This is a genomic window from Enterobacter sp. CFEC122 (genome assembly GCF_052983755.1).
In genome coordinates, this window is the sequence record NZ_JBRIQR010000048.1 from 12,258 (window position 1) to 31,547 (window position 19,290).

19 protein-coding genes are annotated in these 19,290 nt (G+C 56.8%); 5 read left to right on the forward strand and 14 right to left on the reverse strand.

Features of this window, described 5'->3' with window-relative positions; translation table 11 throughout:
* From tatB to udp, 7 genes are all read right to left on the reverse strand, one after another.
* Positions 1-543, reverse strand: a complete 543-nt coding sequence (gene tatB / locus ACVCAM_RS23020; protein WP_008501521.1) for a Sec-independent protein translocase protein TatB — start codon at positions 541-543, stop codon at positions 1-3.
* Between the two features lie 3 nt (positions 544-546).
* Positions 547-801, reverse strand: coding sequence for a Sec-independent protein translocase subunit TatA (gene tatA, locus ACVCAM_RS23025; protein ID WP_008501522.1), 255 nt, complete (start codon positions 799-801; stop codon positions 547-549).
* A gap of 76 nt (positions 802-877) precedes the next feature.
* On the reverse strand, positions 878-2,518 hold the full coding sequence (ubiB, locus tag ACVCAM_RS23030) for a ubiquinone biosynthesis regulatory protein kinase UbiB (RefSeq protein ID WP_008501523.1): 1,641 nt from the start codon (positions 2,516-2,518) through the stop codon (positions 878-880).
* Complete coding sequence (gene ubiJ, locus ACVCAM_RS23035) at positions 2,515-3,120, reverse strand: ubiquinone biosynthesis protein UbiJ (protein WP_008501524.1); 606 nt, start codon at positions 3,118-3,120, stop codon at positions 2,515-2,517. The genes ubiB and ubiJ overlap by 4 nt, the downstream gene beginning before the upstream one ends.
* Positions 3,121-3,133: 13 nt before the next feature.
* Entirely contained in the window at positions 3,134-3,889 is a 756-nt protein-coding gene (gene ubiE / locus ACVCAM_RS23040) for a bifunctional demethylmenaquinone methyltransferase/2-methoxy-6-polyprenyl-1,4-benzoquinol methylase UbiE (RefSeq protein WP_008501525.1), read from the reverse strand.
* 66 nt (positions 3,890-3,955) lie between these two features.
* Positions 3,956-5,413, reverse strand: coding sequence for a DNA recombination protein RmuC (rmuC, locus tag ACVCAM_RS23045; RefSeq protein ID WP_045372189.1), 1,458 nt, complete (start codon positions 5,411-5,413; stop codon positions 3,956-3,958).
* Positions 5,414-5,553: 140 nt separating this feature from the next.
* Complete coding sequence (gene udp, locus ACVCAM_RS23050) at positions 5,554-6,315, reverse strand: uridine phosphorylase (RefSeq protein ID WP_003860792.1); 762 nt, start codon at positions 6,313-6,315, stop codon at positions 5,554-5,556.
* Positions 6,316-6,570: 255 nt separating this feature from the next.
* Between udp and ACVCAM_RS23055 the strand changes: the two genes are divergently transcribed.
* A complete protein-coding gene (locus ACVCAM_RS23055) occupies positions 6,571-7,377 on the forward strand; it encodes a dienelactone hydrolase family protein (protein ID WP_021242857.1) in 807 nt (268 codons plus the stop codon).
* A 44-nt stretch (positions 7,378-7,421) separates the two neighbouring features.
* Here ACVCAM_RS23055 and metE read toward each other — a convergent pair whose 3' ends face one another.
* Positions 7,422-9,683: a 5-methyltetrahydropteroyltriglutamate--homocysteine S-methyltransferase gene (gene metE / locus ACVCAM_RS23060; RefSeq protein ID WP_407223743.1), complete on the reverse strand. Its 2,262-nt coding sequence runs from the start codon at positions 9,681-9,683 to the stop codon at positions 7,422-7,424.
* A gap of 115 nt (positions 9,684-9,798) precedes the next feature.
* On the opposite strand from metE, the gene metR reads away from it, so the two are divergent.
* Positions 9,799-10,752 carry an HTH-type transcriptional regulator MetR gene (gene metR, locus ACVCAM_RS23065; protein WP_032667210.1) on the forward strand — a complete coding sequence of 318 codons (954 nt, stop codon included), beginning with the start codon at positions 9,799-9,801 and terminating at the stop codon, positions 10,750-10,752.
* On the opposite strand, the gene ACVCAM_RS23070 is transcribed toward metR, so the two are convergent.
* The 3 genes from ACVCAM_RS23070 to pldB form a co-directional block, all read right to left on the reverse strand.
* Positions 10,640-11,539: a carboxylate/amino acid/amine transporter gene (locus ACVCAM_RS23070; RefSeq protein WP_008501530.1), complete on the reverse strand. Its 900-nt coding sequence runs from the start codon at positions 11,537-11,539 to the stop codon at positions 10,640-10,642. The two genes, metR and ACVCAM_RS23070, sit on opposite strands and share 113 nt — an antisense overlap.
* Positions 11,540-11,621: 82 nt before the next feature.
* On the reverse strand, positions 11,622-12,422 hold the full coding sequence (yigL, locus tag ACVCAM_RS23075; RefSeq protein WP_447093686.1) for a sugar/pyridoxal phosphate phosphatase YigL: 801 nt from the start codon (positions 12,420-12,422) through the stop codon (positions 11,622-11,624).
* 31 nt (positions 12,423-12,453) lie between these two features.
* Positions 12,454-13,446, reverse strand: a complete 993-nt coding sequence (gene pldB / locus ACVCAM_RS23080; RefSeq protein ID WP_008501532.1) for a lysophospholipase L2 — start codon at positions 13,444-13,446, stop codon at positions 12,454-12,456.
* Positions 13,447-13,555: 109 nt separating this feature from the next.
* Here pldB and rhtB point away from each other — a divergent pair, with 109 nt between their 5' ends.
* Entirely contained in the window at positions 13,556-14,176 is a 621-nt protein-coding gene (gene rhtB, locus ACVCAM_RS23085) for a homoserine/homoserine lactone efflux protein (RefSeq protein ID WP_008501533.1), read from the forward strand.
* Here the strand turns inward: rhtB and rhtC are convergent.
* The 3 genes from rhtC to pldA all read right to left on the reverse strand — a co-directional run bounded on the left by rhtC (position 14,173) and on the right by pldA (position 17,644).
* The gene (gene rhtC / locus ACVCAM_RS23090; RefSeq protein ID WP_010426287.1) at positions 14,173-14,793 is read right to left on the reverse strand and encodes a threonine export protein RhtC; all 621 of its coding nucleotides are present in this window, start codon (positions 14,791-14,793) and stop codon (positions 14,173-14,175) included. The genes rhtB and rhtC overlap by 4 nt on opposite strands.
* Positions 14,794-14,854: 61 nt before the next feature.
* Positions 14,855-16,684 (reverse strand): ATP-dependent DNA helicase RecQ, encoded by a 1,830-nt coding sequence (gene recQ / locus ACVCAM_RS23095; protein WP_407223744.1) that lies wholly within the window; start codon positions 16,682-16,684, stop codon positions 14,855-14,857.
* Between the two features lie 90 nt (positions 16,685-16,774).
* On the reverse strand, positions 16,775-17,644 hold the full coding sequence (gene pldA / locus ACVCAM_RS23100; protein ID WP_008501537.1) for a phospholipase A: 870 nt from the start codon (positions 17,642-17,644) through the stop codon (positions 16,775-16,777).
* A 163-nt stretch (positions 17,645-17,807) separates the two neighbouring features.
* Here pldA and yigI point away from each other — a divergent pair, with 163 nt between their 5' ends.
* Together yigI and rarD are read left to right on the forward strand one after the other, a co-directional pair.
* Positions 17,808-18,275, forward strand: a complete 468-nt coding sequence (yigI, locus tag ACVCAM_RS23105; RefSeq protein ID WP_008501538.1) for an acyl-CoA thioesterase YigI — start codon at positions 17,808-17,810, stop codon at positions 18,273-18,275.
* Between the two features lie 51 nt (positions 18,276-18,326).
* Entirely contained in the window at positions 18,327-19,223 is an 897-nt protein-coding gene (gene rarD / locus ACVCAM_RS23110; protein ID WP_025910465.1) for an EamA family transporter RarD, read from the forward strand.
* Positions 19,224-19,290: the final 67 nt, after the last annotated feature.

The following is a 19,290-nucleotide window of genomic DNA, read 5'->3' on the forward strand; positions in this document are numbered from 1 at the left end:
TTACGCTTTATCACTCGACGAGGGGGATGATTCGGAAACGGGCGCGGCGGGTTTTGCCTCGGCAGCGTTAACCACGGGCTTTTCCGGCTGCACCTGTTTTTTCACTTCGGTTTCCTGCGGCGTCTGTTCAGGCGCAGCAGCCTGATGTTCAGCGCTGGCAGGCGTGACGCCCTCACGCTGTTCTTCGCTGCCCTTCACCACCGGGTTATGGATGGTGTTCGCTTCATCGCTCGCTTTTTCAGGATCGTTGATGCTATAGGAGCGCTTCATGGATTCCGCCGCTTCGCGCAGCTCATCCATTGACGCTTTCAGTTCCGGCGTCAGGTTATCCATGCTCGCCTTCTCAACCTTTTTCAGGCTTTCCTGAAATTCCTGCAGCTTAAGCTCCTGGGCCAGTTCATTCTGAACGGTCGATGCCAGCGATCTCAGCGCACGAACCCAGCCCGCAACGGTTTTCACCGCCACCGGCAGACGCTGAGGCCCCAGCACGATCAGGCCAATCACAAAGACCAGCAGGAGCTCACTAAAACCAATGTCGAACACGACTTATACCTGCTCTTTATCGTGGCGTTTAGCGTCTTCCTTTTTGGCTTCTTCTTGCTTGTCGGTGATGGATTTAGCAGTAAAGTCAGCGTCCTGGCTGGTTTTATCCTGCTTGCTCTCATCATCGCTCATCGCTTTTTTGAAGCCTTTGATAGACGCGCCCAGATCGGAACCAATAGAACCGAGCTTTTTGGTGCCAAACAGCAGCACGACGATGACGGCAATGATCAACAATTGCCAGATACTGATACCACCCATACATGTTCCTCAGGGATAGATGATTAATAAGTCAGGTCGCATTATACGTATGCGACCTGTCGATAGCGACGCAAACTCAGCGCGTTTTTCGCCATCCGGCAAGCCAGACAACCACCCCGGCGGCCATCAGCCAGGCGGGCATCATCTGCCACTCCGGGCGGTTGATCAGCAGCAGCGTACCGCTCAGCAGCAGCGTTGCGCCAATCCCAAAGAGATAGCGTGACTGGCCCTGGCGAACACGGCTGGACTGAAGTTCGCGAGCGATTTTATCCATGCTGTGCTGAAGGTTCTTGCTCTGACGCAAACTGTCATAAACCAGTTCAGGAATTTCAGGCATTTTTTCTATCCAGAACGGGCCTTTCTCTTTTAGCGAGCGCACCAGCGCCGGAATGCCAACCTGATCCTTAATCCAGGATTCCAGGAAGGGTTTCGCGGTCTTCCACAAGTCTAACTGAGGATAGAGCTGTCGGCCTACACCCTCAACGTAAAGTAGTGTTTTCTGAAGTAAAACTAGCTGTGGCTGAACTTCCATATTAAAGCGGCGAGCCGTGTTGAACAGGTTCAACAGCACATGCCCAAAGGAGATTTCCGCCAGCGGTTTTTCAAAAATCGGTTCGCAAACGGTCCGGATCGCAAACTCGAACTCTTCGACGTTGGTATCCGGCGGCACCCAGCCGGAATCGACGTGCAGCTCGGCCACCTTACGGTAGTCGCGGTTGAAGAACGCGATGAAGTTCTCGGCCAGATACCGTTTATCTTCTTTATTCAGCGACCCCACAATCCCGCAGTCGATACCGATATACTTCGGATCCTCAGGGTGCTCGTAGCTCACGAAGATATTGCCCGGGTGCATGTCCGCATGGAAAAAGCTGTCGCGGAACACCTGGGTGAAGAAGACCTGCACGCCACGCTCGGCCAACAGCTTCATGTTCGTTCCCTGCTTCTCCAGGGCCACCACATCCGAAACCGGAATACCGTAGATACGCTCCATCACCATCATGTTCTGGCTGCAGTAGTCAGAATAGACTTCGGGAACATAAAGCATCGGGCTGTTTTCAAAGTTGCGACGCAGCTGAATGGCGTTTGCCGATTCACGCAGCAGGTTAAGCTCATCAATCAGCGTTTTTTCATATTCCCGCACCACTTCCATCGGGCGCAGTCGGCGGCCATCAGGTAATAAACGCGGAACCCAACGGGCCAGACGGTAAATCAGCTTCATGTCGGCTTTGATGATCGGCAGGATATCCGGGCGGATCACCTTAATCACCACCTCTTTGCCGTTTTCTTTCAGACGCGCAGTGTGCACCTGAGCAATAGAAGCCGACGCCAGCGGTTCTATTTCGAAATCGTCAAACCAGGTTTCAACGGGAAGATTACCCATCGCCTCTTCGATCTGTTTCTTCGCCCTCACCCCGTCAAACGGGGCAACACGGTCCTGCAGCATCGCCAGTTCATCGGCAATGTGCGGCGGAAAGAGATCGCGGCGGGTCGACAGCATCTGCCCGAACTTAATCCATACCGGGCCAAGCTCCTGCAGCGCCAGGCGCAGGCGTTCGCCAAGCGGCTGACCTTTATGGCGGTTAGGCATCCAGAACAGCATCCGCCGCCAGATACGAAGCGGCAGCGTGATACGCATTTTAGGGATAAGCTCGTCGAGCCCGTAGCTCAAAAAGGTACGAATAATGAAGTAGAGGCGCCGAATTTCACCAGGCGTCATTTGCCCTCCAGTTTTTCCAGCCGTTTGGTTAACGCATCAACCGCACGTTCAACAGCCGCGGTTTCTTCCGCAAACCATGCCACTTCCAGCGGTCCGGGGGCCATTCGCCACTCTTCAGTCAGTACTTCCGCCGCATAGCGTTGCTGACGTAGCAGGCTTTTACGCGCAAAGGACGCGCCACCATGAAGAACCTTCCCGATGCCTTCCGCGGCAATGTCACCGATAAACGGCGCGAGCAGCTCTGCCGGATCAAACTCCGCCAGATCGGTAAGCGCAACGAAGTTCTGCACGACCTGAATGTCGCCTTCCACTTCCAGCTCACCGCTGCGGATAAGTGCCGTTAATTGCTGGCGATCGCGCAGTTTTGGCAGCACGCTCATGTGCGTGATGACCGAGCAGTCGGCGTCACCTTCCCACGCCCCCAGAACGTCAAGCTGGCGTTCGCTGAAGACCAGCACCAGCGGCGTCGAGAACTCTTTTAAAACAATGCGTAATACCTTCCCGTTTAGCCGCTGACGCGCAGCTTTCAACGCTGGTGCGCGATAGAGAAAGGCATTCAGTACGTTTTCGATACCTGCGGAGACTAAGGGTTTAAAGGGCACGGGACACCTCCACTCAGAACTTGTAACCGCGATGCAGCGCGACGACACCCGCCGTCAGGTTGAAATATTCAACGTTCTCGAATTCAGCATCCTGCATCATGGCTTTTAAGGTGTCTTGGTCCGGGTGCATACGGATAGATTCCGCCAGATAGCGATAGCTTTCCGCGTCGTTAGCCACCAGCTCACCGATGCGCGGCAGCACGTGGAAGGAATAGGCGTCGTAAGCTTTGCTCAGCGGCTCGATAATCGGTTTGGAGAATTCGAGCACCAGCAGGCGTCCACCCGGCTTCAGCACGCGATACATGGAGCGCAGCGCTTTTTCTTTATCGGTCACGTTACGCAGACCGAAGGAGATCGTGATGCAGTCAAAGGTATTATCCGGGAACGGCAGTGCTTCGGCATTTGCCTGCACATATTCCACGTTCCCCACCACGCCGATGTTACGCAGCTTTTCGCGTCCCATTTTGAGCATGGAGTCATTAATGTCTGCCAGAACAACGCGACCGGTTTCGCCCACAAGACGTGAGAACTTTGCAGTTAAATCGCCCGTACCACCGGCTAAATCCAGCACCGTTTGTCCACGACGCACGCCGCTACAGTCGATAGTGAAGCGCTTCCACAAGCGATGAATGCCGAACGACATCAGATCATTCATCACATCGTACTTCGCCGCCACGGAATGAAATACGTGGGCCACCATGTCAGCTTTCTGCGCTTTGGCGACAGTCTGAAAGCCAAAGTGCGTTGTGTCTTGTGAATCGTCAACCATCTCAGAGCCTGCTTATCAGTAAAATGTTCGTGAAGTGTAACAGATTGGGCGCAATTGCCCTACGTTTCAACCACCGCGAAAGAAACGCGCCGGGGGTTCGTTCGGTGATAAATCGGCCGCTAACGCATTGTCTTCACTGTTTGTCTTTTGTTCTTCTACCCCTTCACGCAGGCGAAACTCGTCATCCTGGGCGGTAGCCTGTTCAACCAATTCCGGATTAATCTCGCGTTTCACCTCAACCCCCAGGCTGCGGAATGATTCGGCCTGCGCCAGAAGATTGCCACGTCCTGAGGCGAGTTTTTTCATCGCCTGACGGTAGTTATCCTGCGCGCGGTCCAGGCTCTGCCCGACTGAGGACATGTCGTCCACGAAGAGGCGCATTTTGTCGTACAGCTTGCTGGCGCGGTCGGCAATCTGCTGCGCGTTGCGGCTCTGGTGCTCGTAGCGCCACAGGTTCGCAATCGTGCGTAAGGCCACCAGCAGCGTGGTGGGGCTGACCAGCATAATATTATTTTTGAGCGCTTCGGTGATGAGTTCAGGCTGCCTGTCGAGTGCCAGCAGAAACGCGGGCTCTACCGGAATAAACATCAGGACATAGTCCAGCGAGCGCAGCCCCGGTAGCTGCTGATAGTCTTTCCTGCCGAGCAGGCGAATATGATTGCGTACGGAGGCAATGTGCTCCTGCAGCGCCGATTCTCGGGTGTAGTCATCTTCCGCATTGAAGTAACGCTCATACGCCACCAGCGTCATTTTGGCGTCAATCACCACATCTTTGCCCTGCGGCAGCCGCACAATCACATCCGGCTGCATTCGCGAGCGGGCATCGTTTTCGATACTCACCTGGGTTTCGTATTCATACCCTTCCCGCAGGCCAGAGGCTTCCAGGACGCGGGTCAGCACCACTTCTCCCCAGTTGCCCTGGGTTTTGTTATCCCCTTTAAGCGCGCGGGTGAGGTTGACCGCCTCCTGCGCCATCTGGGCATTCAGCTGCTGGAGATTGCGGATTTCATGCGCCAGGGTGTGCCGCTCTCGGGCTTCCTGACCAAAGCTGTCCTGTACCTGGCGGCGGAAGCCGTCCAGCTGTTCACGCAGGGGCGTCAGCAGGCTGTTCAGGCTCTGGCGGTTCTGCTCGTCAACGCGGCGGTTGCTGTGCTCAAAAATACGGTTCGCGAGGTTTTCAAACTGTTCGCTGAGGCGCTGCTCGCTGTTGATCATCTGGCGGATTTTATCTTCCGCATGCAGTTGAGTGGATTCCAGACGGGTGGTCACTTCGCGGAGATCGGCCTCCAGTGAGGTGTTGATATCTCTCAGGTTGCGCAGCTCGTTGTTGAGTAACTCGCACTCCTCTCGCCAGTGATCACTCAGCGCAAGCTGCTGCTTTGCCGCGCTTAATTCGGCGACGATCTCTTCGCGTTCAGCCAGCTGATCGGCCTTCTGCTGTGCATGCTGATAGCTGGAAATGAGCCAGCCTATCGCCACGCCCGCCAGCGCAATCACCGCATAAATCAGGACTGAGATATCCACAATGCCCCCTGCATCAACGTATTACCCGCACAAAATAAGATTGTGCTGTATAAACGTCCAGTTTGAAAGGGTTTTCCTGCGAGGCGCTACGCAAAAAATAAAGGCCGAACGTGTCGGCCTTTGATTTCGAAAGGAGAGGATTAGATCAGGCGACGCGCGGCTTCAACCACGATTTTCACCGCATGACTTTCGGTCTGCTTCATGGTTTCAGCGTTCGGGATTTCCTGCTGAGTACGGTTGACGATAACGCCCGCCACCATACCGGCACGCAGGCCCTGGCTTGCGCACATGGTCAGCAGCGTGGCGGATTCCATTTCGTAGTTCATCACGCCCATGGACTGCCACTCTTCCATAGAGCCTTTGAAGCGGCTTACCACGCGGCCAGAGAAGGTGTCGTAACGCTCCTGACCGGGATAGAAGGTATCGGACGAAGCGGTTACACCCACGTGAGTGGTCGCGCCAACGGATTTCGCGGCTTCAACCAGCGCGGTGGTACATTCAAAGTCTGCTACTGCCGGGAATTCCATCGGCGCAAAGTGCAGGCTTGCGCCATCCAGACGCACGGACGCGGTCGTCACCAGCACGTCGCCGACGTTGATGTGCGGCTGAATAGCGCCAGTGGTACCGATACGCAGGAAAGTACGAATGCCCAGCTGTGCCAGCTCTTCAACAGCAATAGACGTAGACGGGCCACCGATACCGGTAGAACACACGATCACGGCTTTACCATCCAGCTCTGCGCGCCAGGTGGTGAATTCACGATGGGCTGCCAGCTTAACCGGCTTATCCATCAGCGCGGCGATCTTTTCCACACGCTCCGGATCGCCAGGGACGATAGCGAGCGTAGCCCCTTGTAAATCGTTTTTAGTGAGGCCGAGATGAAAAACATCAGACTTAGACATAGGTGACTCCTCTGTGGGTCGGTTAGTCAGAAGAAGTAAAACGGTACTTTACAGAAGCGGAAAGCATAATTTCGTGACACATCTCACCATGAATGAAAATGATTGCATTGTATTTCCACAAAAAGGTGATTTACATCACATTAACAAGTTATATCGTCAGGTGCTGCACAAAAGATAGACCGTTTAAGGCACTGTGAGTTGTTAACCTGGTGACTATATTTACCTTTGCGCTAACTCATTGGTACGGAGAATGCCATGACTGAAAAAACCGGTTTTGCACCTGCTGCGGCCCCGCATGCCTCAACCATCGTCTCAACGTCTGAAGAGGCCATCACGGCGGGTGAGACCTCTATTCCCTCGCAGGGAGAGAATATGCCTGCTTACCACGCACGACCAAAATCGGCAGACGGTCCGCTGCCCATCGTGATCGTGGTTCAGGAAATTTTCGGCGTTCACGAACACATTCGCGACCTCTGCCGCCGGCTGGCGCTGGAAGGCTATCTGGCCGTTGCGCCAGAGCTCTACTTTCGCCAGGGCGATCCGAACGATTACAGCGATATTCCCACCTTGCTCAGCAACCTGGTCAGCAAAGTCCCGGACGCGCAGGTGCTGGCCGATCTCGACCACGTCGCCAGCTGGGCGGCGCGCAACGGGGGCGATCCCCATCGTCTGCTGGTCACCGGTTTCTGCTGGGGCGGACGCATCAGCTGGCTGTATGCCGCGCATAACCCGCAGCTTAAAGCCGCTGTGGCCTGGTACGGTAAACTGGTAGGTGAAAAAACGCTCAATTCACCGAAACATCCCGTGGATATCGCCACGGAGCTGAATGCCCCCGTATTAGGGCTGTATGGCGGGCAGGACACCGGTATTTCGCTGGATTCGGTAGAGACCATGCGCCATGCGCTCCGTGCGGCCAATGCGAAGGCGGAGATCGTGGTGTATCCGGATGCCGGGCACGCGTTTAACGCGGATTATCGTCCGAGCTATCACGCGGAATCAGCCAAAGACGGCTGGCAGAGAATGCTGGCGTGGTTCAGCCAGTACGGCGGTAAAAAAGCGTAAAAAAAAGCCCGGTGGCGTCTACGCCTTACCGGGCCTACGCATCATCAAGCCTGACGCAAGTTTTGCGCCGCCTTCACCATGTTCGCCAGCGCGGCACGCGTCTCCGGCCAGCCGCGAGTTTTCAGGCCGCAGTCCGGGTTCACCCACAGACGCTCAGCCGGAATGCGCTGGGCCGCTTTTTTCAGCAGCGACTCAATCCACTCCACGCTCGGCACGTTCGGAGAGTGGATGTCGTACACCCCCGGACCGATTTCGTTCGGGTAGTCGAATTCTTCAAACGACTCCAGCAGCTCCATGTCTGAACGCGAGGTCTCGATGGTGATCACGTCAGCGTCCAGCGCGGCTATCGAATCCATGATGTCGTTAAATTCGCAGTAACACATGTGGGTGTGGATCTGGGTGTCGTCCTTCGCCACCACGGCGTTGATGCGGAATGCCTCCACGCCCCACTTCAGGTAGGCATCCCAGTCACTGCGGCGCAGCGGCAGACCTTCGCGCAGGGCCGGTTCGTCAATCTGGATGATGCCTATGCCTGCAGCTTCCAGATCCGCCACTTCATCACGCAGCGCCAGTGCGATTTGCTTCGCGATGGTCTCGCGGGTTACGTCCTCACGCGGGAAGGACCAGCAAAGGATGGTCACCGGACCGGTGAGCATGCCTTTTACCGGCTTGTCGGTCAGGGACTGGGCGTACTTCGCCCACTCAACCGTGATCGGCTCCGGACGGCTGACGTCACCGATGACCACCGGCGGCTTGACGCAGCGGGAGCCATAGCTTTGCACCCAGCCGTTCTGGGTAAAGACGAACCCGTCCAGGTGTTCACCGAAGTATTCCACCATGTCGTTACGCTCGGCCTCGCCGTGCACCAGCACGTCCAGCCCCAGCCGCTCCTGCTCGATAATCGCCTGCTTGATGTGTTCGGCAATCCCGGTGCGGTAGTGATTCGCATCCAGATTCCCCTTTTTGAAGTCCAGACGCAGGCCGCGGATTTCGGTAGTCTGCGGGAAGGAACCGATAGTGGTGGTTGGCCACGCGGGCAGGTTGAAGCGGGCGCGCTGGGCTTCGGCACGCACTTCATACGAGCTCTGGCGCTGGCTGTCCTGAGCGGTGATGGCCGCCAGGCGTTTTTCTACCGCCGGGTTGTGCACGCGAGCCGAGTGGCGGCGCGCCTGGATTGGTGCACTCCATTCGCGAATCGCCGCCGTGTCGTCGCTGTTCAGCGCATCGCGCAGCAGCGCTAGCTCTTCACATTTTTGCAGGGCGAAGGCAAACCAGCTTTTTACTTCAGGGTCGAGACGGGTTTCCACGCTCAGATCGATCGGACTGTGCAGCAGCGAGCAGGATGAAGCCACCCAAAGCTCGCGTTTGCCGACGATGTCTTTAATTTGGGCGTATTTCTCGGTCAGATCGGCGCGCCAGACGTTACGGCCGTTGACCAGACCGGCGGAGAGCAGCCAGTCTGCTGGCAGGCGCTTGTGCAGTTCTGCGACGTCATCTTTGCCATGCACCAGGTCAACGTGCAGCCCCTGCACCGGCAATCTGGTGATGGTGCTGAGGTTCGGCGTCACACCTTCAAAGTAGGTGGTAAGCAACAGCTTCACCTGCCCGTTGAGTGCATCGTAAGCCGGTTTGAAAGCATCAAGCCAAACCTGCGGCAGCTCAAGCACCAGCGCGGGCTCGTCGATTTGCACCCACTGAATGCCGCGTTTGCCCAGTTCAATCAGCACCTGTTTGTAGACCGGCAGAATGTCCTTCAGCAGGCTCAGACGATCGAACTGCTCGCCTTTGACTTTCCCCAACCACAGATAGGTCACCGGCCCCAACAGTACGGGTTTCACCTGGTGGCCCAGCGCCAGCGCTTCGTCCACTTCATCCAGAAGCTGCGTCCAGGTCAGCCTGAACTGCTGACCTTTTACGAACTCCGGCACCATATAGTGATAGTTAGTGTTAAACCACTTGGTCATTTCCGCCGCTGCCGCTGGCTCACCCGTTGGCGCACGGCCACGGCCGATGCGGAACAGGGTATCGATATCTACCGATCCATCGTTGTTCTGATGACGAGCCGGCACGTTGCCAAGCAGCAGGCTTGTCGTCAGAACATGGTCGTACCAGGCGAAATCGCCCACCGGCAGCAGGTCAATTCCCGCCTGCTTCTGCTGCGCCCAGTGACGGGCGCGCAGCTCGCGCCCCACTGCCAGCAGTTCTTCACGGGTGGCGTTCCCCGCCCAGTAGCTTTCTTGCGCTTTTTTCAGCTCGCGACGCAGGCCAACGCGAGGGAAACCGAGAGTGTGATTACGGATTGTCATGGTATGCCCCTTGTGAAATTCGTTATTTAGACGTCCAGATGTTTACACTTCTATAATTGGCAGGTACTGTATATTCCTCAAGCGCAAAATGTTCATGGCGAAGTGAAGGACTTTCATGATCGAGATAAAACACCTGAAAACGCTACAAGCGTTGCGGAACTGCGGATCGCTCGCGGCAGCGGCGGCCACGCTGCACCAGACCCAGTCCGCCCTTTCTCACCAGTTCAGCGATCTGGAACAACGCCTCGGCTTCCGTCTTTTTGTGCGTAAGAGCCAGCCGCTGCGCTTTACGCCGCAGGGTGAAATTTTGCTTCAGCTGGCGAATCAGGTCCTGCCGCAGATCGCCAGCGCGCTGCAGGCATGTAACGAACCGCAGCAGACCACGCTGCGTATCGCCATTGAGTGCCACAGCTGTATTCAGTGGCTGACCCCCGCGCTTGAGAACTTCCGCCAGAAGTGGCCGCAGGTGGAGATGGACTTTAAATCCGGCGTGACGTTCGACCCGCAGCCCTCGCTGCAGCAGGGCGAGCTGGATCTGGTGATGACGTCCGATATTCTGCCGCGCAGCGGCCTGCACTATTCACCGATGTTTGATTATGAAGTGCGCCTGGTGCTGGCACCGGATCATCCGCTGGCGGCCAAAACGCGCATCACGCCGGAAGATCTGGCGACGGAAACGCTGCTGATTTACCCGGTTCAGCGCAGTCGTCTGGATATCTGGCGGCACTTCCTGCAGCCCGCGGGCATCAGTCCGCAGCTAAAAAGCGTGGATAACACCCTGCTGTTGATTCAGATGGTGGCGGCCAGAATGGGTATCGCGGCGCTGCCGCACTGGGTGGTAGAGAGCTTTGAACGCCAGGGGCTGGTGGTGACCAAGACCCTGGGTGAAGGACTGTGGAGCCGGCTGTACGCCGCCGTGCGCGATGGCGAGCAGCGTCAGCCGATTACGGAGGCGTTTATTCGCTCAGCGCGGAACCACGCGTGCGACCATCTTCCGTTTGTGCGGAGCGCGGAGCGACCCAGCGTCGATGGACCCACAGCGAAGCCAGGATCACCGCTCCCCCAATAAGGAAGCTCGGCCAGTGCGGCTGTTGCTGCCAGATGGCAAGGTTGACCAGCAGCCCTGCAGGAACATGTACGTTGTTCATGATCCCGAGCGTACCGGCGTCGACCTGCGTCGCGCCGTAGTTCCACATGAAGTACCCCAACCCGGAAGCCACGACGCCCAGCCAGACCAGAACACCCCACTGTACGGTGGTGGTAGGCAGCTTTTGCGGGTTACCCAGCATAAACCACGCCGCCACCGCGACGATCGCGGCCCCCATGTAGAACCACGCAAACGCGTTATGCTGCGGCATCGGACGGGTTTCCATCAGGCGTTTGTAGCCCACCATGCCGATGGCGAAGCTGATGTTGGCGAGCTGGACGAACATCAGCCCGGTCCAGAAGTGATCGCTCACTTTGTCGTAGCGAATAATTGCCGCGCCAATCACCGCCAGCGCCGCGCTCAGCAGATATCCCCAACGCAGGCGGCGCTTGCTGAGCAAATCGTAGATCAGCGTGATATAGAGCGGCGTTAACACGGTGAACAGCAGGAATTCCGAGACGGACAGGTAGACATAAGCCCGGAAGCTGAACAGGTACATGATGCCGAGCTGCATCGCCCCCACCAGCATATACAGCACAATCGTTTTCAGCGACTGCCCGCGCGTGCGCAGAAACGGCAGGAACACCAGCGCCGCCAGCCCCACGCGCATCAGCACCGAGAAGTAGCTGTCGACCGAACCGGCAAGGTATTCGCCAATCAGGCTAAAGGAGAAGGCCCACAGGATAGTGGTGATAATGAGTAGCGCCACAATGCTTGTCTCTCAGAAAGAAGGACAGGCATTGTAGCGAACTCTTTAGTTGACAACTGAGCAATAAACAACCGAATGAAGATTATTCAAGGAACAGCTTGCGCAGGTATTTCGGTACCGCGTTGTCAGCGTTAGAACCAATCACCTCCAGCTCCGGGTGCAGATCTTTCAGACGCTGATGCGCGTTCTGCATGATGCAGCCCTTACCCGCCATCGACAGCATTTCAGCATCGTTCATGCCGTCACCAAAGGCGATACAGTCTTTCAGCTCGAAGCCCAGACGTTTCGCGACCGCTTCCAGCGCGTGCCCTTTGGAGACGCCTCCCGCCATCACTTCCAGACAGGTCAGGGTTGAGAAGCTGACGTTGACGCGATCGCCCCAGCGGGCGTTGATCGCCTGTTCCAGCGGGAGCAGCACTTCGTGGCTGTCGCAGGTGAAGAACACCTTGCTGATCCCCTCCGGCTCCAGCAGGCCTGGCTCGTACAGGGAGTAGTTGAATACGGCTTCCTTGAAGAAACGCATCTCATCCGGGCGGTGGCGGTTCATGAACCAGTCGTCGTCGCGGTAAACGTTCGTAACGATAGCCGGGTTGTTGTGCGCCACGCCGAACAGATCGGCGGCAATATCGCGATCCAGGTTGTGGGTAAAAATCAAGTTGCCGTCGGTATCATGCACACGCGCACCGTTGGAGGTGATCATGTACGATTTGATCTCAAGATTATCGCGGATCTGCCCCACGTCGACGTGGTGGCGGCCGGTGGCAAATACGAAGTTCACGCCACGGGCGGTCAGAAGCTTCAGGGTCTCTTTCGCGTAAGGCGACAGGGTGTGGTCAGGGGAAAGCAGCGTGCCATCTAAATCAGATGCAACAACCTGGTACATAGGGATTTCAACCTCTGGTGGAAAACAAAAATCAATTATGCCTGTTGAAAAATTCAACAATGGCGTTGAGCGCGACTGAGCGCATAGCGTCCTTTTCAAAAAGGATCTCATGGTACGCGCCGTTAATGACCAGCGGTTTTCCCCCTTCACAAGGGTGACCGGCGGCAGCGCGCAGTTCACAATAGCGGTCATGCATGCGGTTATCCACCACACGCTCTTCTTCCGCCTGAATCAGGAGTGTTGGCGTGTCGTCGTTGTCGACACCAGCCAGCACCTGCTCACCGGCAAGGATACCTTCCCGTACCCAGTGATATGTCGGGCCACCCACGCGCAGGCGGGGCTCATCGGCATAAAAACGCAGGTTACGACGATAGCGCTGGCGACTGTGCGTCAGCACGTTCATCGCAAACGGCAGCGCCCGCCAGCGTCCCGTCCCGATGGCATAGCCTTCCCGAATGCGCTGATGGCCCTCAGCCCAGTCGAGAATATGGCGTACCATCCAGTCAGGAAAACGCATGACGATGCCATACATCGGCGCGGTGAGCGCAATGGCGTCGCACTGGTGAGCGTGGCGCTGTAAAAACAGCGTTGAAATCGCACCGCCCATTGAGTGCGCCAGAATATAGCGCTTCCGCCAGGGGCCTGGCTCGACCTCCTGCTGCCAGAACGCGGCGAGATCGTCGACGTAATCGCTGAAGTTATCCACGTGGCCGCGATGGGTATCCGATAACAGGCGCCCTGACAGCCCCTGCCCGCGGTGATCGATAATCAGCACATCGAAGCCCAGATGGAACAGGTCATAGGCCAGTTCGGCGTATTTGATGTAGCTCTCAATACGTCCGGGGCAGACCACAATGACCCGGTCATTTTTCTTATCGTGAAAACGCACAAAGCGTACTGGAATATCGCCGACGCCCGTAAACTCATCTTCCTCACGCTGGCGCCAGAAATCGGTCAGCGGCCCCATGGAGAAAGCAGCAAATGCGTTTTCTCGTGTTTCCCAGTCCTTTTTCTGCTGAAACATTGGGTTTCTACTCACCTAAGCCAAGGAATATCGTTTTTTCGTAACCGGTCACAAAATGACTCAACAATAGCGTATTGTGGCATAAAAACAGACAATTCGGGAGTTTCAAATGACCTTCGAGTGGTGGTTCGCTTACCTGCTGACATCCATCATCCTTAGCCTTTCACCGGGCTCGGGCGCCATTAACACCATGACCACCTCCATCAACCACGGCTATCGCGGCGCGGCGGCGTCCATTGCCGGTTTGCAGACCGGGCTGGGCATTCATATCGTGCTGGTCGGGATTGGTCTGGGCACCCTGTTCTCCCGCTCCGTACTGGCCTTTGAAGTGCTGAAATGGGCCGGGGCGGCCTATCTGATTTGGCTCGGCATCCAGCAGTGGCGCGCGGCAGGCTCCATTAACCTGAATACGCTCGCTCAGACGCAAAACCGCGGTCATCTGTTTAAGCGTGCGGTTTTCGTCAACCTGACCAACCCGAAGAGCATCGTTTTCCTCGCCGCGCTGTTCCCGCAGTTTATCGTGCCGCATCAGCCGCAGGTGATGCAGTATGTAGTGCTGGGCGCGACCACCATTATCGTCGATATTATCGTCATGATTGGTTACGCGACGCTGGCGCAGCGGATTGCGGCGTGGATTAAAGGGCCTAAGCAGATGAAGGCCCTGAATAAAGTCTTTGGTTCGCTGTTTATGCTGGTTGGCGCGCTGCTTGCGTCAGCGCGTCATGCTTAGCGAGAAATGATGAGATGAATGCCGAAGCCGGCGAACAGCGCGCCGGCGAAGCCGTCGATCCACTTCGCAATACGCTGGTAGCCGCGGCGCATCGCCGGTAAGGCGAACAGACTGGCCACGATTGTAAACCAGGCAAAGGTTTCAACGACGATCAGCAGGAAGATGCCCCAGCGTGCGCCCGCACCGACGCTATCACCCACAAACAGCGAGAACACGGAGCCGAAATAGATAATCGCTTTCGGGTTCGCCAGGTTGGTCAGCAGCCCTTTTACAAAGCTGCGGCCGCCCGTTGCCAGCTCGACCTTTGGCTCTTCCGGTTTTTTCTCTTCTTTTTTCAGCGCCCCGCGCAGCATCTGGTAACCCATCCAGCACAGGTACAGCCCGCCGCCGACCATAATGATGTTATGCAGCCAGGCCATCTTCGCCAGGATCAGGTTCAGACCGAGCAGCGCGACCGCCGCCCAGACCATAACGCCCATGGTGATACCGAGCACGCCCATCATCGCCTCCTTGCGGGAGCGGCTGACGGCCGTTTGCGACACGAAGAAAAAGTCAGGTCCCGGGCTCATCAGCGCAACGATGTGCACTAACGCCACGGTGAGAAATAGCATTAACATAATTAGCTCGCGGGGAAATAATTCAGTGAGTCATCATCCTGGCACTTTTTCGCCCGGCTGACTACTCCTCATCATCACCATCAACGTGGGAACGAATGAGCGCCATAAACTCTTTACCGAAGCGCTCCAGCTTGCGCGTACCGACGCCGTTGACGCTGAGCATTTCGCTGGCGCTGAGCGGCATCTGCTCGGCCATCTCAATGAGCGTCGCGTCGTTGAACACCACGTATGGCGGGATGTTCTCTTCATCAGCGATGGCCTTACGCAGCTTGCGCAATTTGGCGAACAGCTTGCGGTCGTAGTTGCCGCCGTAGGATTTCTGCATCACGCGCGGCTTGAGGGCGACCACACGCGGCACGGCGAGCTTCAGTTCAACGTCACCGCGCAGCACCGGACGCGCCGCTTCGGTCAGCTGTAGCGCGGAGTGCTGAGCAATGTTCTGCGTAGCAAAGCCGAGGTGAATCAGCTGGCGAATGATGCTGACCCAGTGCTCGTGGCTCTGGTCCTTGCCAATACCGTAGACAGGCAGCTTGTCGTGGCCCATATCGCGAATACGCTGGTTGTTGGCACCGCGCAGCACTTCCACCACGTAGCCCATCCCGAAGCGCTGGTTCACGCGGTAAATGGTCGAGAGCGCCTTACGCGCGTCCATCAGGCCATCGTACTGTTTTGGGGGATCCAGGCAGATATCGCAGTTACCGCACGGCTCCTGCCGCCCTTCACCAAAGTAGTTGAGCAGCACCAGACGACGGCAGGTTTGCGCTTCGGCAAACGCGCCCATCGCGTTGAGCTTGTGGCGCTCGATATCCTGCAGCTGCCCCTGCGGCTTCTCTTCCAGACAGCTGCGCAGCCACGCCATATCGGCCGGATCGTAAAACAGCATCGCTTCTGCAGGCAGACCGTCACGCCCGGCGCGACCGGTTTCCTGATAGTAGGATTCGATATTGCGCGGAATGTCGAAGTGCACCACAAAGCGCACGTTGGGCTTGTTGATCCCCATCCCGAACGCCACCGTCGCGACGACGATTTGCAGGTCGTCGCGCTGGAATTTTTCCTGCACGTCGGCGCGGATGTGGTTCTCTAACCCGGCATGGTATGCCGCCGCGCTAAAGCCGCGATTTTGCAGACGCGCAGCGGTGTCTTCCACCTTTGCGCGGCTATTGCAGTAGATGATGCCGGACTTGCCGCGCTGCTCCTGGACGTAGCGCAGGAGCTGATCCAGCGGCTTGAATTTTTCCATCAGCATGTAGCGGATGTTCGGACGGTCGAAGCTGCTGACCTGAATATACGGGTCGTTCAGCCCCAGCAGGCGAACGATATCCAGGCGCGTGGTGTCATCCGCCGTGGCGGTAAGCGCCATAAACGGCAGCTCGGGGAAGCGCTGACGCAGCTGGCCGAGGGCGGCATATTCCGGGCGGAAATCGTGTCCCCACTGGGAGATACAGTGCGCTTCATCCACTGCCAGCAGCACCGGATTCCAGTGCGCGAGATGGTCGAGGAAGTTATCCAGCATCAGGCGTTCCGGCGCGATATACAGCAGGCGGATCTGCCCGGTGCGGCACCCGGCCATCACCTCTTGCTGCTGCTCCCGGGTTTGCGTCGAGTTCAGACAGGCCGCCGCGACGCCGTTGGCGAGCAGCTGGTCAACCTGGTCTTTCATTAGCGAAATGAGCGGGGATACCACGACCGTCAGGCCGTTAAGCACCAGCGCAGGCACCTGATAACAGAGGGACTTACCGCCGCCGGTCGGCATCACCACCAGGCAGTCACGGCCTTGCAGCACCGTTTCAATGATGGTTTCCTGGCCAGGGCGGAACTGCTGGTAGCCAAAGGTTTCATGCAAAATCTGTTTAGCCAGCGACTCCTGATTCAATACTTCCGCCTGCGCCACATTAACCCCATATGCGAAAAATAAAACAGGCGCTATTTTCAGCGCCTGAGAGAGAAACTTCAACGTTTAACGCAAAAACATTCGAGCAACCTAGAGAATATCGTTCAGCATCACGCCCACGCCGACGCGGGTCTGGTTGAAGTTGTAATCGATAAGCGACTCGCCGTAACCGCTGTAGACCTGCGTATAGATGCGAACGTGCTTCGTCATAGGATAGCTTAAGCCCACTTCCGCGCCGCCGTAACCGGTATTCCAGTTATACTGCCCCTTCGCGCTCAGTACGGCATCGCCCAGCTGATAGCCGACTTTGAGCTGGTAGTAGCCCATGTATTTGGTGATGTCCGGGTTGTCATCAGTGCTGCCGACCACATACCACGGCTTCACCTCCACCATCCAGTTACCGTTCTGCGCCATCAGGCGCGTATAGGCGCGGTTCCAGCTACGGGAAGTCGGATCGGAACGGCCGTTAGAATCATGGTTAAAGCCCACTTCGACGTCACGCAGCGTCCAGCCGGCGAATTCATAATCCGTTGCGAAGCCGAGGAACAGCTGCGGCTCGTAGTTGGTTTCGCGGAACGGCGAGGATTCCCCGCTGTTAGAGAGCTGCCACCAGGACTTCTGCGTGTAAGACGCACCGAGCACCGAGTTCGGCCCCAGAATGCCGCGCCAGAACGGGAACGCGAGGCTGAGCTGGAACTTCACCTCATCTTTACGCGCATTATCAGACCAGTTATAGGAGCTTATCGCCTCTTTGTTGAGGTCACTGGTCTGGGTGTAAATCACGTAGTTGGTGTCGTACGGATAGAGCGTGAACGGATTGTCATGCTCCTGAAGAAGGTTCGCGATAATGCTACCGTGCACGGCAGGCTTATCATGCACCTCTTTAATTGTCGCTTCCTGCGCATAGGCTGTGAGGGGCAGCGAAATCGCCGCCAGTAACCAGGCCAGATACGTCCGCATCGGTGGTGTTCTCCTGCAAAAGAGTAAAATTACCTGAATAGTTATGTGGCGAACATTCTACAGACTTCTGAGACAACTGCTGCATCCTCGTTTCTGAAAGTAGCATTCCTTGTTGCTGAGGCATAAAATCAACATTTCGTTAACAATAAGGATGTGATGCCTCATGTCAGCCATGCTTACCGCCGAAGAAGTGTTAAAACTCGTGGGCGAGATATTTGTTTACCATATGCCGTTTAACCGTGCGCTGGGACTGGAGCTGGAGCGTTACGAGAAAGACTTTGCCCAGCTGAGTTTCAATAACCAGCCGATGATGGTCGGGAACTGGGCGCAAAGTATTTTACACGGCGGCGTGATTGCCTCCGCGCTGGACGTGGCGGCAGGACTGGTCTGCGTGGGCAGTACGCTGACGCGCCATGACACCATCAACGAAGACGAACTTCGCCAGCGTCTGGCGCGCATGGGCACCATTGATTTGCGCGTCGACTATCTTCGCCCGGGGCGCGGAAACCGCTTCACCTGTACCAGCAGCCTGCTGCGCGCCGGGAATAAAGTTGCCGTGGCGCGCGTGGAATTACACAACGAAGAACAGGTTTATATCGCCAGCGCAACCGCCACTTATATGGTGGGTTGAGGCGGCAAAATCGGGTAAAATTGATTCACTTTTTTGTAACGGATTTTCCCGATGGATGCTAAACAGACGCGGCAGGGCGTTTTACTCGCCCTTGCCGCTTATTTTATTTGGGGTATCGCCCCGGCGTACTTCAAGCTAATCGCCTACGTTCCGGCTGATGAGATCCTCACTCACCGCGTCATCTGGTCGTTTTTCTTTATGATTGCGCTGATGAGCCTCAGCCGTCAGTGGTCGGGCGTAAAAACGCTGCTGCAAACCCCGAAGAAGATCTTCCTGCTGGCGCTCTCTGCCGTGCTGATTGGCGGTAACTGGCTGCTGTTTATCTGGGCAGTGAATAACCATCACATGCTCGAAGCGAGCCTGGGGTACTTCATTAACCCGCTGGTGAACATCGTGCTGGGGATGATTTTCCTCGGTGAGCGCTTCCGCCGGATGCAGTGGGTGGCGGTGATTCTGGCCTTCTGCGGCGTGCTGGTGCAGCTGTGGACGTTCGGCTCGCTGCCAATTATCGCCCTCGGTCTGGCGTTCAGCTTTGCCTTCTACGGCCTGGTGCGTAAGAAGATTGCGGTGGAAGCGCAGACGGGGATGCTGTTTGAAACCCTGTGGCTGCTGCCGGTGGCGGCGATTTATCTCTTCGGCATCGCCGACAGCCCAACCAGCCACATGGGCAGCAATCCGTGGTCGCTGAACCTGATGCTGATGGCGGCGGGCGTGGTAACCACCATTCCACTGCTGTGCTTCACCGGTGCAGCGACGCGCCTGCGTCTCTCCACGCTGGGCTTCTTCCAGTACATTGGCCCGACGCTGATGTTCCTGCTGGCAGTGGTGTTTTACGGCGAAGTGCCGGGTGCGGATAAGATGGTGACGTTCGCCTTTATCTGGGTGGCATTGGCGATCTTTGTTGCGGATGCGATTTATACCCAGCGCAGGGGGCGCAGAGGGCTGTAGTGCCTTTTTGCCGGATGGCGGCTGCGCCTTATCCGGCCTACAAGATCTGTAGGCCCGGTAAGCGTAG

Excerpts from the sequence above, each read along its gene's own strand:
- tatA (WP_008501522.1), bottom strand. The coding sequence starts at position 801 with ATGGGTGGTATCAGTATCTGGCAATTGTTGATCATTGCCGTCATCGTC.
- ubiB (WP_008501523.1), bottom strand. The coding sequence starts at position 2,518 with ATGACGCCTGGTGAAATTCGGCGCCTCTACTTCATTATTCGTACCTTT.
- ubiE (WP_008501525.1), bottom strand. The coding sequence starts at position 3,889 with ATGGTTGACGATTCACAAGACACAACGCACTTTGGCTTTCAGACTGTC.
- udp (WP_003860792.1), bottom strand. The coding sequence starts at position 6,315 with ATGTCTAAGTCTGATGTTTTTCATCTCGGCCTCACTAAAAACGATTTA.
- ACVCAM_RS23055 (WP_021242857.1), top strand. The coding sequence starts at position 6,571 with ATGACTGAAAAAACCGGTTTTGCACCTGCTGCGGCCCCGCATGCCTCA.
- metE (WP_407223743.1), bottom strand. The coding sequence starts at position 9,683 with ATGACAATCCGTAATCACACTCTCGGTTTCCCTCGCGTTGGCCTGCGT.
- metR (WP_032667210.1), top strand. The coding sequence starts at position 9,799 with ATGATCGAGATAAAACACCTGAAAACGCTACAAGCGTTGCGGAACTGC.
- yigL (WP_447093686.1), bottom strand. The coding sequence starts at position 12,422 with ATGTACCAGGTTGTTGCATCTGATTTAGATGGCACGCTGCTTTCCCCT.
- pldB (WP_008501532.1), bottom strand. The coding sequence starts at position 13,446 with ATGTTTCAGCAGAAAAAGGACTGGGAAACACGAGAAAACGCATTTGCT.
- rhtB (WP_008501533.1), top strand. The coding sequence starts at position 13,556 with ATGACCTTCGAGTGGTGGTTCGCTTACCTGCTGACATCCATCATCCTT.
- rhtC (WP_010426287.1), bottom strand. The coding sequence starts at position 14,793 with ATGTTAATGCTATTTCTCACCGTGGCGTTAGTGCACATCGTTGCGCTG.
- pldA (WP_008501537.1), bottom strand. The coding sequence starts at position 17,644 with ATGCGGACGTATCTGGCCTGGTTACTGGCGGCGATTTCGCTGCCCCTC.
- yigI (WP_008501538.1), top strand. The coding sequence starts at position 17,808 with ATGTCAGCCATGCTTACCGCCGAAGAAGTGTTAAAACTCGTGGGCGAG.
- rarD (WP_025910465.1), top strand. The coding sequence starts at position 18,327 with ATGGATGCTAAACAGACGCGGCAGGGCGTTTTACTCGCCCTTGCCGCT.